This is a genomic window from Heyndrickxia sporothermodurans (assembly GCF_003055045.1).
Lineage (GTDB): Bacteria > Bacillota > Bacilli > Bacillales > Bacillaceae_C > Heyndrickxia > Heyndrickxia sporothermodurans.
On record NZ_NAZB01000004.1, the window covers coordinates 17,650 to 33,790 of the forward strand.

General features: G+C 36.7%; 9 protein-coding genes, 2 pseudogenes and 1 riboswitch. Of the genes and pseudogenes, 8 read left to right on the top strand and 3 right to left on the bottom strand.

The genetic code is table 11. The features are described 5' to 3' along the window. Window position 1: 1 nt before the first annotated feature. A complete protein-coding gene (locus B5V89_RS00705) occupies window positions 2-2,086 on the top strand; it encodes a sigma-70 family RNA polymerase sigma factor (protein ID WP_108070041.1) in 2,085 nt (694 codons plus the stop codon). A gap of 42 nt (window positions 2,087-2,128) precedes the next feature. Here the strand turns inward: B5V89_RS00705 and gad are convergent. Continuing rightward, window positions 2,129-3,496, bottom strand: a pseudogene (gene gad / locus B5V89_RS00710) (glutamate decarboxylase). 734 nt (window positions 3,497-4,230) lie between these two features. Here gad and B5V89_RS00715 point away from each other — a divergent pair. From B5V89_RS00715 to B5V89_RS00730, 4 genes and pseudogenes are all read left to right on the top strand, one after another. Continuing rightward, complete coding sequence (locus B5V89_RS00715) at window positions 4,231-6,084, top strand: LXG domain-containing protein (protein ID WP_108070043.1); 1,854 nt, start codon at window positions 4,231-4,233, stop codon at window positions 6,082-6,084. After that, window positions 6,081-6,371, top strand: coding sequence for a hypothetical protein (locus tag B5V89_RS00720; RefSeq protein ID WP_231553261.1), 291 nt, complete (start codon window positions 6,081-6,083; stop codon window positions 6,369-6,371). The genes B5V89_RS00715 and B5V89_RS00720 overlap by 4 nt, the downstream gene beginning before the upstream one ends. Window positions 6,372-6,570: 199 nt before the next feature. Beyond that, window positions 6,571-6,702: pseudogene (locus tag B5V89_RS00725) on the top strand (transposase); the annotation flags it as partial. Between the two features lie 53 nt (window positions 6,703-6,755). Beyond that, on the top strand, window positions 6,756-6,965 hold the full coding sequence (locus B5V89_RS00730) for a hypothetical protein (RefSeq protein ID WP_108070045.1): 210 nt from the start codon (window positions 6,756-6,758) through the stop codon (window positions 6,963-6,965). Between the two features lie 173 nt (window positions 6,966-7,138). On the opposite strand, the gene B5V89_RS00735 is transcribed toward B5V89_RS00730, so the two are convergent. Further along, the gene (locus tag B5V89_RS00735) at window positions 7,139-8,017 is read right to left on the bottom strand and encodes an IS3 family transposase (protein WP_425319814.1); all 879 of its coding nucleotides are present in this window, start codon (window positions 8,015-8,017) and stop codon (window positions 7,139-7,141) included. Between the two features lie 38 nt (window positions 8,018-8,055). Next, entirely contained in the window at window positions 8,056-8,367 is a 312-nt protein-coding gene (locus B5V89_RS20680) for a transposase (RefSeq protein ID WP_066229168.1), read from the bottom strand. A gap of 1,148 nt (window positions 8,368-9,515) precedes the next feature. Beyond that, window positions 9,516-9,600, top strand: a riboswitch (cyclic di-GMP riboswitch). 210 nt (window positions 9,601-9,810) lie between these two features. On the opposite strand from B5V89_RS20680, the gene B5V89_RS00740 reads away from it, so the two are divergent. The 3 genes from B5V89_RS00740 to B5V89_RS00750 all read left to right on the top strand — a co-directional run bounded on the left by B5V89_RS00740 (window position 9,811) and on the right by B5V89_RS00750 (window position 15,962). Beyond that, entirely contained in the window at window positions 9,811-11,589 is a 1,779-nt protein-coding gene (locus B5V89_RS00740; protein WP_108070049.1) for a methyl-accepting chemotaxis protein, read from the top strand. Between the two features lie 96 nt (window positions 11,590-11,685). Then, complete coding sequence (locus tag B5V89_RS00745; RefSeq protein WP_108070051.1) at window positions 11,686-15,276, top strand: non-ribosomal peptide synthetase; 3,591 nt, start codon at window positions 11,686-11,688, stop codon at window positions 15,274-15,276. 11 nt (window positions 15,277-15,287) lie between these two features. Then, entirely contained in the window at window positions 15,288-15,962 is a 675-nt protein-coding gene (locus B5V89_RS00750) for a 4'-phosphopantetheinyl transferase family protein (protein WP_066235524.1), read from the top strand. The last annotated feature ends 179 nt before the right edge of the window (window positions 15,963-16,141 follow it).

Here is a 16,141-nt window from a genome sequence, read left to right on the forward strand (position 1 = left end):
GATGATTCCAGCAAAAATAGAGCCCACTTTCATTACTACAAAAAGAGAAAAGGGCATGGAATCCATCATCGATTGGTTCGATCTGCATAAACAGTCGTTCTATACTTTGGGGTGGTCCTATCTTAGGAATCAAATGCAAATGGGGGAGCTTTTTTACCGGACCATTATAAATGTCCACAAAGAGTTGCCACGATTAAAAAAAGAAACATCATTTGAAACGAAGGTTACATCTATTTTTATACAAACCTGCCGGGAGCTTTCTAATGAAAAAAGTCCACAAGCTATAGAGGAAAATGAAACACACCAGCAATTTTTTAATGTCCTTGATCAGTTGAATAAATATGAGAAAGAAGCGTTGACCCTCACTTATATAAAAGGACTTTCGCAGGAGGAAGTGGCACATCTTCTCCAAGTTTCAGTAGAAAAGTTGAAAGATCATTTGTTCTTTGGAATCCAGTCGCTTAGAAAAGGAATGGGCTATGAGCAAGCATTTAATGGCTGTAATGAATACCATAGGAATTACGTTGATTACTTAGAAAAAAATCTTGATCGTTCTAAAAAGATAGATTTCGAGGTACATATGCATCAGTGTCAACACTGTCGGGAGGATTTGGCGTCCTTTCAAGAAGTCATGGTAACTTTGTTAAACTCAACCAAAAGGATGTTTGAAGAATTCCATGTACCTTCTGATTTCATGGAAAATGTCAGAGCAAGGTTCGCGGAAAAGGAAAAGAACAGAAAATTGAAAAACAAGAAACGCAAAAAAATAGGGATTGCTATTGCAAGCCTTTTCGCATTGTTAATAGGTATAGGGATATTTACTGGCTCATTTACTAATCTTTACTATACATGGACAGAAGAAGATCCAGAATTGCGCCCATTTCTGCAAAAAGGCTTGGGTGAAAGGCTGAACTTGGAAGCTGAAAACAATGGGATAAAAATTAAAATTAAGAGTGCGATTGCTGATGATATTCAGACACTAGTTTTTTATGAAATAGAAGACACAAAGGGAGATAATCAATATCTTATAGATAATGGGGAAGGGGTTTCTGTCGATAACGAAATTGAAATGAATAGCGAAGCAGATTTAAGGTTCTATCCTCCTGATCTAAAATCGGATATAAACAAGAAAGAAAAGAACGTGTATCACGGAAAGATTAGTCTGCAGCCACTTTTAAAAGATAAAGGGGTTATAAAACTTTCAATTACACAGCTTCAGAAGTTAGTTCGTGATTCCTCTAATAGGAATAGCGTATGGGGTTACGAGGGCATGGAAGAAGCAGAATCCGGGAAGTGGAACTTCGAGATTCCTTTAACAAAAAAGCCATCTTTTGAATATGCCTTGAATGGAGAAACGGAGATTGAGGGGATTCCAGTTCGTTTTGATAAGTTAACCGTAGCTCCAACAACAACGGTTCTGGACTTTGCTATTAATAATGAACGGACGGATAAGCAAGTCGAGGGTCCTAATTTTGACAATATAGTAGTAAATGATAAAAAAGTGAAAGCTGATTTGTATAACGGTTATTCCGCTGAATATGTCGGGGATTGGATCATTTATCAGTCGAACTTTAACCCTCTTTTTGGAGAAAAACCAAAAAAGGTAAACGTTCAATTCGCTTCTGCTCGATTAACGTTTAAAGACGAAAAAACTATTGAACTGGATGCTTCTAAAAAATATCCTCAAACCTTTGAATATGCGGGAAGTAAAATCTCCATTGACAAGGTGAAGGTTGGAAAACCTACCAAGGTTGTAATAAGCAATTCTGAAATTAAGAATCGTGCATACGAGACGCTCGACTTTGAATTTTTTGGTGATGGTAAAAATGAACCGAGTTCAATGGAAAGTGAGACTCAAGGAGTGCTCGTTGATAAAAACGGTAAAGAATACGATATGAATTTAAACCCTTTCGCATATGAAGAAATCGAGCAGCCGCGTTATTTCGAAACTGTTTATAATATGACATTACAAACCGACAATCCTAAAGAAAAAGTGATTCCCAAAAGATTGGTTATTCATGGATATAATACAATGAAATATATCGATGATGTTGTGAAGATTTCTGTGAAGCATAAAAAGGAATAATCATCCAAGCCCAGTGTCGAAACTGGGCTTTTCTAATATAGATCAATGGCGAAAATTAATGTCGCAGTATGTTTCATGTGGCGTTGGGTGATCCAAAGAATTTAGATAAGATACGGCCTGTTTAAGGTTATTCAAGAATAATTGAGCCATATTAATGGAAAATTCATTTCGAACGACAACACGCATAATTGTTACATTTTCCATGTTTGCAGGTAAAGGATATGCTGGAACATGCCAGCCAAATGCAAGTAATTGGTGAGATAAATTGTAAAGAGACCAATTGGAGGTGGATCCTTCTTTCAGTCGCCAAGTTACTACCGGAATATCTGAGCCATCTGTCAAAATTTCAAATGGTCCTATTGCTTGAAGCTTGCTGCTAAGAAAATGTGCTATTGTTTGAGAGGCTTTTTGTACCTCATAGTACCCGGCTCTTCCTAGACGGAGGAAATTATAATATTAAAGCAGTACTTGGGCGCTTGGGCGAGAAAAGCTCAGGGCGAATGTTGGGAAGTTCCCACCTAAATAGGATACATGAAAGATGAGATCTTCGGGGAGATCTTCAGTTTCACGCCAAATGACCCATCCAATACCCGGGTATACTAACCCGTATTTATGTCCGGAAACATTGATGGATTTTACCCTAGGCAGCTGAAAATCCCAAACTAATTCTGGCTGAAGGAAGGGTGCTACGAAACCACCCGATGCAGCATCAACATGTATTGGTATATCGAGACCCGTTTTTGACTGAAGTTCGTCTAAAGCCTTTGCGATTTTCTCGACTGGTTCATACAGGCCAGTATAGGTCACACCAAAAGTAGGCACCACACCGATTGTGTTTTCATCTACCGCAGCAAGTACCCCTTCAGGATCCATAGTAAGGTGATCTGGTGTAATGTTTACATAGCGCGGTTCTACATCCCAATAGTTCGCAAATTTTTTCCATACAATTTGAACTGCCGAACTAAAGACGATATTTGGCCGATGAATGGACATGCCTTGCTTCTTTCGTGCTTTTTGCCACCGCCGTTTCAATGCAAGCCCTCCAAGCATGCATGCTTCTGATGAACCTGATGTTGAAACACCAATTGAATGAAGCGGATCAGGAGAATGCCAGAGCTCGGCTAATATTCTAACACAACGATTCTCTATCGCCATTGTCTGTGGATATTCGCACTTATCAATGAGATTTTTGTTGTATGTTTCTGCATAGAGACGATCTGCGGTAGGTTCCATTCTAGTAGTAACGAATGTTGCAAGATTAAGAGTAGGTTTGCCATCCAACATCATTTCATCAAGTATCATTTGTATTGCTGATTCGGGTTGCATGCCTATTTCGGGTATTTGAAACTGAGAAATGACGTTATTCCCATTACGAAGGGAAGGATGTTCAAAATAATTGTAAGGAAACATTTTTTGGTCGGAGTAGCGTTGTCGCCATTTTGAACGGCTACTCCTTACCGGCTTTCTGAACTTGTTATATGGATCATAAATTGAATTCCTTGAGCTTTCTGCTCTTTTCCCCCTATGCGAAGGTAAATGTGTATAGTTTGGCAGGTAAGGATTAACCTGGCTATAGTACGGCCGATACGGTTTATAAGAGATATTCACCAAGCCTCCCTTATTCAACAATTATTTTATAAGTATGAAGAACAATTTTAATCTAGAAGAGGTTAGAAGGAATTTCGTAACAAAGGGGATTTCTTATCGATAATTTTCCCTTGGTTATTTTTTGTGAAAATTATTTGAATTTCTTGATTAAAAAATTCTAATCTACAAAAAATCCATTCCTAATATCCACAATGTGTAATTTAATGGAAAGTATCAGCGCAATAAGAACCGCAAATCTTCAGTTTTTCACCCCTCAATGATAAAAAATTATTTAAATAGGAGTAAAGACCCTCTATTTCACAACAAAAATTCAAATTGACTCTATTTATCCTTAGTTGGATAATATAACCATAATTATTTCGCGACTTAATGTGCAAAAACTTCTATATATCTATCAATCTTTTTTACTAAAAAGTGAAATAGCCGCGAAGTAAGCGATTAAAAGTAAGAAAGAAGAGTATCTGGACAATTTCAGGCGATGAAATAGAAAGCTGGTGAAAAATGAAAGTACTTGATGTTCACGGTTCCGTGCTGGTATGGATCAAATTCAAGAACGACTGGAAGCATTGAATGAGCAAATTGAACAATTACAGCATGCCATTGACGGAATCATTACACTGGAAGATTCGTTAAAAGGGAAAAGCGGCGAGGCAATTCGCTCCTACTATCAAGAAATTCATCAAACATTTCTACTCTTTTTTCAATCCTTTCTCGCAAATTATGATACGATGATAGAAAATATGAAACATTCCCTGCATGGGCTAGAACCAGATGAAAATGGGTTGATAAACGAAGTTTTTCTTGATTACAACTTAGAATATGGCCTAAAAAAGGTTGAAAGTGTAACAAGTTCACTAACGGACGAAGGCAATCGCATCATGCAGAAAGTCAGTGATATTGTCCACTTACCAAAATTACAAGATGACGAAACAATGCATCAAATTAAACAGGCAAAAGAAAAGGTGAAGACGACTCTTCATCAGCTGCATTCTTTTGACAAACAAGCAACACGATCACTGGATTCCGTTCGTAAAGACATTCAAACGATGTCCCGATTTATCGAACAAATGGATTCGAATCTTAAGGGAAACAAGGAAATCATCACCAACTTTACACCTCAGAAATTAATGAGGGAAGAGTCCTATCGGAGTCTACTAGGTGAATTCGTACAAAAAGGAAACATGACTCCCATTCAAACGATTCATAGGGAAGCTTACGGAAACTACAAAAGTATTAAATACCTGGTCTATCCAGACGGGCTTATCGTTATGGAATACCAGAAGATTGGAAAGGACTCAAATGTTTATTATGAAGTCGTCACAGATATCCCTAAGGAAGTCCAAGACGGCGCAAAGGTAGGAATCATTGAACCAACAATTGATAACATCTTGAAAGGAATATATGTAGGTTCCGGGCAAGCAGTAGGAGATACCATTGAGGGCTGGAAAGGCCTTTACAAATTGGCCGAAAAATATCTAGGTCCCACCTCAAGCCCCGACCTTCTAAGGAAAGCAGGCTTAATCGGAACCGACCTTTACCTTGATTCAAAAGCTGTATTCGGAAGAGCTGTTGATACAGGCAAATATATGGTGAAAGCTGTAAAAGACGGTTTTGTACGGGATGTCATCAACGGAGATGCGGAAAGTAGGAGTGAATATTTTACTTATCTTTTTACGACTTTAGGAATTGGAGTTTTAGGCGATAAAGGGATCAGCAAAATTGGCAATCTAGGTACGAAAGTTGGCGGATTTGGCGGGATAACAACAAAAGTTGAGGGACTGAGTCCGTCTTTGGGAACTGTGACAGCAGGACCCATTCCTTATAATGTGATGAATCGTCTGGAGGATCAGATTCAGCTAGTGGCGAGGAAAGCGTTTGGGGATGGTACTAAGGGTATAGATAATGCTACTGTTACTAACAAAAGAAGTAATTTATATAGAGGTGATAGTTTACTTCACTCTCCAACTAGACCAAATGGAACTGGTAAACCTCATATATCGAGTTCAGGTGATTTAGTTCCAGCGAGTAAGGAAGGTTTATATAAAGGGCGACAAGTGACTGTTACAGAGCATATACTTGGAGGTTACAGAAAAGGAGCTAAATCTAATAGTCCTTATACTAGTTTTACAAATAATAAAAATGTGATTGGAAATTATGGAGAAAATGCAATTGAACTAGATATATCAGCCTTACGGAAAGATATACAGTCTGGAAAGGTAAAAGACGTTGTTATACTCTCTCCAAAGCAAATTCAAAAGTTAATTGAGAGAGATACTGTTTCTTCTGATTTTTGGAAGAATAGAGCGATTAACTGGACTAAAAGGGACAATGAATATTTGATTAAAGGGGAAGTTCCTAGCCAATATATTAAGGTTTTGCCTAAGGAGTGAGAATTTTGAAACTATACTATTTAAACGAATTTTTAGGAGATATAGTCAATATTAATGTTGAAGGAATGTGGATTAATGCTAAAATTATCCCTTCAAAAAATATAGACAAATTCAACGATTTTTTTTCGGCGATTGTTGATGAGGAAAATGATTTTGAAGAAACTAATTATAGCGAAGAATGGTTAGATGATAGCAATTGGTATATTATTGATAATGAAAATAGGAAAAAGGGTATATATATACCTGCGGTTTATCCCGATGGGGAAATTAGCTGGAGATGGAGATGAATTATATATAGAAAATATTGATTATAATTGATTATATTGAGAAGTTATTAATAAACCTTGATTGGCAAAATGTCTTTCAAGGTTTAATTTTTGTGGGCGCTGCCTAGTGCCGAATGAACTGCTTATTATTTTCGAAGCGGAGATAAGGATTGTAAGCCCTTTATGAAGTTTAATCAAATTATTTAGTACCTGTAACACCATTAAAACGTTAGGGATGCAGCTTGAAACCATGCCAGGAATTGATACGGTTACTTCATCCGCTTTAATTGCAGAGATTAGTGTTATTCATTGGTTCACAAACTCTGACAAACTAGCAAGATATGCAGGAATTCCAAGATAACTGCTTCATCAGCATTTAAAGATAGAGCTACTGCAGAAAAAGTAGTGAATAAAACTTTTAATGATCCGACCAATGCTAAGAAAATAGAAAATTGGATGAATAGCTCCTCAAAGGATAATTTAGTGTTAAATTATAAAGGTGATGGTACACCAATCGGTAGAGGTGTTAAGAGAGGCACAACTCAAGTTGAAGACTACTCAAATGCTAAAATCGGATTAACCCCCGTATTTTGGACACTATCTCTCTTAATCTAGCTTTTTCTTAAAATTACATTGTTTTTCGTTTCCTTTTGTCCTTTTTGGAGTCTAGCCATTTCTTCCATTCCATCAAGGGTAAAGGCTTCGCCCGACTATCGTCGCCCTTGATTCCACTCCAGAAATAGCTGTTTTTATTTTGGGACAAAAGGAAGAAAAAATGGAAGGGCAGATTAAACCCGAACCTCTTTGATTTGCATCTTTTCCTGCATTTGTTTCTTGTAAAATTCCATTGGTGATAAGTCTAAAATACTAGAATGCATGCGTCTCTCATTGTAGTAAACCATGAATTCTGTGACAACTTCATAGACCTGTGCATATGTTTCAAATTGCCATCTGGATAAGCAATCATCCTCAAAGATCCGATGGAACGACTCAATATGGGCATTCATATTCGGTGTTTTCGGTGGAATTCTTTCGTGCTCAATTTTGTAATTTTCACAAAACTCCTCAAAGGTATGGGAAATAAACTGTGGTCCATTGTCTGTTCGAATCACAGGTTTTTCCAATTTATCGAATTGTTGGCGTTTAAATAAAGCACGCTGCAACGCTTGAATCACGTCGCTGCCTGTACAACTAAGGCCGATATGGTAATCCACAATGCTTCGGTCATAGACGTCGATTATAGACATGACAAAGAAAAATCGATCTTCACCTTCGATGAAACCGTACTTAATGTCTGCCTCCCAAAGTTTATTAGAACAGCTAATGATGCGGTTTCGTGCTAGTTTTCTAGGGTATGAGACTTTCTTTTGCCGTTGCGGGCGTAAAATATCAAGTTCTTTGCACAACCGGTAAACTTTTTTCTTGTTAATGATAAGATGGTATTTTCGACGAAGTAATTTTGTTAATTTACGATAGCCATAGTTGAAGCCATCGCCTGCAATTTCTTCAAGTAGGTATTCTTTGATTTGTTCATCAGATACCTTTTGGCCGTCCTCTTTGATGGAATAACCGGGTGCTGGCCGTCCCTCACTTACTTTCTTCTCTTCCACACGATAGTTCTTTTGATAATAGTATGTGGATCGAGAAATACCAATGATTTTCAGCACTTTTTTGATCGGGTAGCCTTTTTGAATCCAACTATCGGCTACTTCAAGTTTTTCAGCAAGTGAGGGTTTTTCTTTTTTATAAGATCTCGTAGAATGGCGATTTCAAGGTCTTTTTCGCCTAGCAGTGTCTTAAGTCTTTCGTTTTCTTTTGACATCTCCTTTGGATCAAAATCAGGTATTACGGCAACATCTACATCTCCATACTGGCCATTTTTGTATTCGGTGCACCAACGACTTACCATGTTGGCATTTAGGTTATAACGACGAGCTACTAGGGTCTTATTCCCTGTATCGATCGCCTCTTTGATGACTTGTAATTTAAATTCTTTTGAATGTTTTGTTCTTGGCATGATGTCAACCTCCTTGGTACATTAAGCAGTATAAAATAAATCACTCTTATTGTCCAAGTTCATTTAGGGGCTTATAAGAAATGGTACGTAAAAAGAATTTATTGTTTAGGCAGAATGCTCTATTTTTCAACAGTCACAGTTTAATTACATGCAATCTAAATTTGATTTCCTGAGAGAAAGTAGTAGAGATTACTATAACATTTAAAGGAAAAAAATAATTTTATTTAGAACACTATTAGTAGAACCTTGAAGGGGTATTTACCTCAAGTTTTTTTTATATGAGGGGCTACCCAGTGCGAATAAACTCCTATTTAGAGAATCCCTAAGGAAGTCCAAGAGACGCAAAGGTATGAATCATCGAACCAACAGATGATAATTTCAGGCAAAGCAGTAGGAGATGCCATCGAGGGGTGGAAAGGCTCTTATAAATTGGCTGAAAAATATCTGGGTCCCACCTCAAGCCCCGACCTTCTATTGAAAGCCGGCTTCAGATGAAGAAACAGATACCTATATGTGCCCTAATCAGAAACGTATTGAATTTCAATATCATTCTGTCCTCACATTAATGGCAGGGAATTTAAGAAAATTCCCGCTAACTACTAAAGTAATATAAGGATTCACCTTTCTCACTATTTGATGCTAGTTATATCCCAGACTCTTTTTTTTCACAAAATCACAAGCGCACTAGATGCTAAAGCGAGTCTGATAAATAAGCGGAGAAAGTTCCCTTAATTAGCATAATAGCACTGAAATTAGCTAAAATAGACGGAAGTTTTCCGGCTATTTACTCAAAAAACATGAAAATAGGTAATTTTTCTTTGCTTAATCGGAAAATTTCCGCTTATATCCCCCAAACCAAACTTTATTCAGCAGTATAACCGGAGAATCTCCGCTTATTTATATATCACTAGTTACTCAATAATGGTTTGCACAAAAAGTTCACATTTTTAAAGTAATTCCCTATTTTATTATTCACATATAACATTTTACCCTGTATAATGTCTTGGTATGGGTAAAATTAACCAAGTAATCCTCTTTTACTTGAGTATAATATCCTATTGGATTGATAGTTATTTAGGTCTACTTATACATCCTATCTCTAAATTAGAAACAGATTTCTAGCTAATACAATTTAATAAAGGATTACCTTATGATAATGGCAAACTTATTGAAAGATAAGGACGCAAAGCTACGGATCTAAGGCTTATAAGCTAGGACCGCCGGGTTACCAAGAAGGATTGGAAATTTGAAATGAGTTTAGAAGTATAGCTATAGCTTCATTTAATTTCATTTTATTAGAAGCTCACCAATCTTTAATTGGTGAGCTTTTTTTCTTGTGTAAAACCTTTATTAAACCTCTATATTTGATGGAAGCGCATGGCTGGTAATGAAAGAGTATAGACCTAGTGATTTGGTAATTATCTGGAGAGATTTAATAAAATAATGAAAGGAATGATTATTTTGAAGAAGTTCTTTAGTTTTGCAAATGTTTCATACAAAGCGCGATTTACGATGGTAAGCGTCATAAGTACATTAGTAGTTGCTATTGTTGTTACAAGCATTAGTTATTTTTCAGACATGAATTTTCTAATGGATAAGTTAGCAACCGATTCGACCAACACGGTAAAGGCTTGGTCAAAAGATTTAAATAATGATGATATTTTATCCTTAATGGAAAGTAAGGATGAGAATAGTGAGATTTCGAAAAGTCTTGTCGAACATTTTGATAAATTAGCAAAATATCAACCTGCAGTGGCCCAAGGGTACATTTTTGGGACTGAGTTGAAAAATGGTACAGATACGAGTGTTGTTTCAGGACCAACCTTTCTTATGGAGGATTTCAAGAAATCCAATCTTAACATCGGAGATATGTATACACAGCCTGAAATCATTGCCAAAGCCATTAAGAAAATGAAAGAGACAAAGTCATTAGTCTCTTCTGAACCCTATAAAGATTCTTTTGGAACATGGATTACGGTGTTAAAACCAATTATGAACGCGCAAGGTGATGTAGTAGCTTATTACGGAGTAGATTTTGAAGCAAAATCTTATATTGAGGGTAAACATCATGAAACGCTGATTATTATTAGTATTTTAATAGGATTATTGATTGTGGCATCAGTGATTCAATACTTTATTATGAACAGAGCATTTAGACCTATCCAGGGCATGATGGTTGGGATTGAAAAGGTATCAAATGGAGATTATTCAGTTAAATTAAAAGAGACGAAAGGTGAGTTTGGTCAATTAGCAGTTAAATTTAATGTGATGGTTGAAACGGTTGGAAAACTCTTAAATTCGGTGAAATCTGCATCTAGTGAGACTACAGATCATGCGAATACTCTTTACTCCTCAGTGGAAGAGTCAGGTAAAACAATTGAACAGATAACAAGTGAAATTACCGAAATGTCGTCGCGTTTTAATACTCAGACGGAGGCAACAGATGAAGTTCTCCAATCTTTACAAGAATTAGCTACTGGTGTTGATTCAGTTGCACGTAATTCAACAGATGTCAGTGAGCTTTCTGTTAAAACGGAAGAGCAAGCTCAAATAGGGAATGAATCAGTCAACAAAGTTAAAGAGCAAATGGCCTATATCAGTAGTTCAACGAAAAATTCGGAAGATAGCATTTTAGCTTTGAAAACACGCTCAGATGAAATCAGTAAGATTGTTCAGTTAATAACCGACGTCGCAGACCAAACTAACTTATTAGCTTTAAATGCTGCCATTGAAGCTGCAAGGGCAGGAGAACAAGGAAAAGGATTCGCAGTAGTAGCTGATGAAGTAAGGAAACTTGCAGAGCAGTCAAGGGAATCAGCTAAGCAGATTGAAGAACTTATTTCCGGTATTCAAACTGAAACAGAGAAAGCAGTTGAATCCATTCAAAGTGAAGCAAAATTTGTTGATGAAGGGGTCAAATTGGTAGAAGAAACGGAGAAAGTTTTCTCTGAAATCTTGCATTCTGCTGGTAAAGTAGCTGTTCGTATACAAGAAGTATCGGCGGCAACACAACAAATTGCTGCAGGGAACCAACAAGTAACATCAACTTTTGAACAGTTATCGGTAATCACAAATCAAAATAATGAAACAGTAGAGACGATCTCGGAAAATATTCAGGAACAAGAAGCAACTTTTAAAACAATCATCCAATCAGCTAAAGATATGAGCCAAGTGGCAGAAGGTTTAGATAGTGTTGTATCAACTTTAAAGGCTGAAAGATAGGTATAAAGGTGAATGGACAGGTGTTCGTGATGGAAATCTAGAACACCTGTTAGAGCTTTATGAATCTACCATAAATAATTGAAGGATAGAGGGATTATGACAAAACAGATTAACATCAAAGCAAATATCAATGAAATTATTAATACGTTAAATTTTCCAGTAAAACAAGAACTGAAATCAACTTCCAATAAATTCAAAACCTCCTTAAAAAACTTACCCTATACAGACAATGTTTTGCTTGTAACAGCTTTTATTTCATGGATTCATCGCATGACAAATGAAGAGACGGTTTCTCTAGATATACATAAGGATGGTCAATTTTACCCGTTGGAAATCACTTTCTCAGAGGAGACTACAGTTAAAACAGTAGTTTCTATGGTACAAGAAGCTCTTTTAAAAGACGGAGTAGAGGCTAGTACAAACCATATTATATTCACAGATAAGCAAATCGATGACGTGGAAGGTAATGTATTTCAGTTGGTTGTAGAAGGGAATAGCTTCTATTTAGCTGGAACAGAGCAAATAATTAATGCCAATTTTGAGCAACGCTACTTATCTAGCTTCAATATTCTAGCACTTGACCTTAATAACAATAAAGAAAAGGCGGTACTTGATTTAGAAATATTAACACCCGAAGAAGTAGATCTATGGAAAAGCATCAACGATAATAAAAAGGACTTTCCGAAGGGGGAAACCTTACACGGTATCTTCTCTAAAACGGCTAGAAATTATCCTAAGAAATATGCCCTTTCCAATGAATCTGAAAAAATTACTTTCCGAGAATTAGAGAAATACTCCAATCAAGTAGCAAACTATTTAGTAACGAATGGGGTCAAAATAGGGGATTATATCGCCGTGTATATGGAAAGAAGCATTGAGGCCATTGTTGGAATGTTAGGGGTCATGAAGGCGGGAGCGGTATATGTGCCGCTAAGCCCGGACAACCCAAACGAGCGAAATGCATATATTATGCAGGATGCGAATACAAAAGGCGTTCTTACAAATCGGGAAAGCATGCATCTCATTGATGGCGTAGCGCCTGAAGATGCACAAATAATGAACATTGAAAATATTGCCGGCCCAGCAACACCTGTTCATGTAGATGTGAAAGCGACGGATATTGCATATATTATTTATACTTCAGGGTCAACGGGGAAACCAAAAGGGGTTAAAATTCCACATAAAAGTATTATCACATTTGGCTACTCCGAATTAGAAATTTACGATATTACGAGTGAAGATACGTTAACACAATTTTATACATTAACTTTTGATGCATCGTTACTGGAGCTTTGCCCGATGATTTTCACTGGTGCATGCTTATATATGCTTTCAAAGGAAGAACGGTTAGATGTAAGTCTATTTGCAGATGCCATTAAGCGCGAAAATATCACGTCAGCCATGATGTTACCGATGAGTGCGTTGAAGCAGTTCTCCTTATATGCAACAGATAAAGATGTAGAAGCTTTTCGTAACTTAAAATATTTTGGAGTCGGAGGAGAAGCTTTAACAGGAGAAACCGCTCGTTTATTCCAAAATCGCTTTGGAAATATTCCATTAATTAATGTGTATGGACCGACGGAATGTTCCGTACTCTCCACCACTTATACTGTGACAGATAAGATACCGGAAGACTTAGTCAATATTCCAATCGGAAAACCATTGAAGAATTATTCCGTTTATATTGTAAATGAAAAGGATCATTTAAATCCAATTGGTGTACCAGGTGAATTGCTTATTGAAACAGAAGGCCTGTCTGAAGGATATTTAAATCTACCGGAAAAAACTTCAGAGGTATTCGTAAAAACTCATCTATCCGATCATTTGGTGTACCGTTCCGGAGATATTGTGAAACTTTTAGATGACGGAAATATTGAATTTGTTGGTCGGAAAGATTCCCAAGTGAAAATTCGTGGATATCGTGTCGAAATGGGTGAAATTGAAGATAAGCTATTGCAAGTAGATTTCATCGAAGACGGCGCCATTGTAGCAGCAGATGTTAACGGCGACAAAATTCTGGTTGCATACTATAAACAAAAAGATAATGAGATTGGATCACCAAAAGCGGTGTTAGACTTTTTAACCACAAAGGTACCTAAATATATGATTCCTTCTTATATCATAGAGTTAGAGGATCTGCCGCAATTACCAAGCGGAAAGATTAACCGCAAAGAGTTAGCCGCGCGACCAATCGAGTTGAAGTCAAGCTTTGATGAGGATAAAAAGGCGCCTTCAAATGAAGTCGAGGAAAAATTTGTTGAAGCATGGAAAAGTGTTCTCGGACTATCATCAGTCGGTGTCGATGAGAACTTCTTTGAAATTGGAGGTCACTCGTTAAAGGTTCTAGCGACGCTATCAATCTTAAAAAAGGATTTCCCAACCTTAAAAATCAATGATTTCTTCACCTATCCGACGATTGAAGCATTAGCTCAAAAGATTAGGCACGATCAGGTAGTAGAAACAGAGGAAAATGTATTTACTAACTTAAAGGAAACAGATTTATATGAACATCCAAAACGCTTACATACAAATTTGGATTATAAGGCAGTTTCGCAAACGGGAGTACTATTAACAGGGGTAACGGGCTATCTTGGTTCGCATATTTTAATCGATTTAGTAAGAGATACTAATACAACCGTTTATGCATTAGTAAGAGCGAAATCCCGGGAAGAAGGCTTAGAACGTTTAAAGTCAACGCTTAGTTACTATGCACCACAGAATTTCTATATTAACTATAACTTGAAAGACCGAGTGGTTGTTATACCTGGTGACTTCACGAAAGCTGATTTGGGCTTATCTAAAGAAGACTATGCAAAGGTCCAAGAAAAAGTGAATTCGATCATCCATTGTGGTGCAGATGTACGCCACTTTGGAAGCAAAGAAGAATTCACGAAGACGAACGTGGATAGCACGAAGAATTTATTAAAGCTAGCCGAACAATTATGTAATGCTCGTTTTCATTATGTGTCGACATTAGGAATCCCTGAAGACCTCGCAATGGAAGGGAATTGGGATAGGTTCTTACAGGCTACTAATATAGCAGATGCTCCCGAAATTATGAGCTTATATACTAATAGTAAACTGGAATCGGAGAAATTAGTCGAGGAGTATTATAAAAAAGGATTGCCCGTTACCATTTATCGTCCGGGAAACATTACTTGTCAATATGAGACGGGCATGTTTCAAATGAACATTAATGATAATGCTGTTTATCGAATGTTAAAAGGATTCATCCTCTTAGGTGTAGCACCGGATGTGGACTATAAAATGGACTTTACTATGGTTGATTTTGCAAGTAAATCGATTACGACGATTGCTATGTTAGATGAATCTATCGGTGGAGTTTATAACATTTGCAATCCATTGAATATCTCTTATAAAGAATTTATTCAATCAATAAACGACTTTGGGTATGACATAAATTTATTACCTCAACAAGAATATGTAGATTACTTGTACTCCGATCAACCGAAGGATAAGGAAGGCTTGGAGTTAGCAATGGCAGGTTTAGAGGGAGACGGTGCTAAAGATTCGCCACTTGTTTACACTTGTCCTCATACAATGAGTGTGTTGAATAAAAATGGGGTGAAAGTGCCAACTCCAGACAAAGCTTTTGTTTTTCGTATGCTAGAGCATGCTATACACGTAGGATATTTCAATCGACCTGCAGTTTTAGCGAGAGTATAAGTAGATGTAAAATGCTGTCCAAAGATAATACAATAAGAATTTGTCAAATATCAGCTAGCTTTAACCCTAGAGTCTATGATCAATTATTTCGTTTCATCAATACGGGTGAAAAAGATTATTTAATGAAGTACAAAAAATTTGCAGATAGGTATAATTCCTTACTCGCATTATCGTTGGCAAAGAGGTTAGCTAATAAGAAGCTTAATGTGCAATTGAGTCTATTACATACCGAGCTTGGCCAACCATATTTAACGGGTCATCAAGAGCATATTTCTATATCACATTGCGAGAATACGATTGTAGTTGCAATGTCTACTAATAAAGTTGGGATAGATGTGGAAAAAAATCTATCAACACTAGGATATGAATTTGAATTATTTTTAGCTGATGAGGAATATGAACTTCTTAATAATAGTAAAAACAAGGTTGATTTTATTACAACGCTATGGACATTAAAGGAAGCCTACTTAAAGTTAATAGGAAGAGGTTTTTTCATCGACCCTACAAACATTTCTTTCAACAAGATAAAGGAAAGATGGTTTTTAAAAGATGACTTTTGTTCCTTTTTTTCAAGAGATTTACCGAATGGTATGAAATTATCTATAGCTTCTGAAGTGGAAAAAGAAATCAACTTTGAAAAAGTTACAGAATCTGAACTAATAGAATGGTTAAATAACAGCATATAAAAAATGTACTAAATTCTGAGTGTACATCTGCTGTATTTGGAAGAGATAGTTACACACTAAACACGCATGGAAGTAATATCGCAGAAGAAGCAGGTTCCCAATATGGGAAAAACCTGCTTCTTTTAATGTTTGAGCGGCAAATACACTTTCTTCGGATAAGTTTTGTTGGTATATTTAAT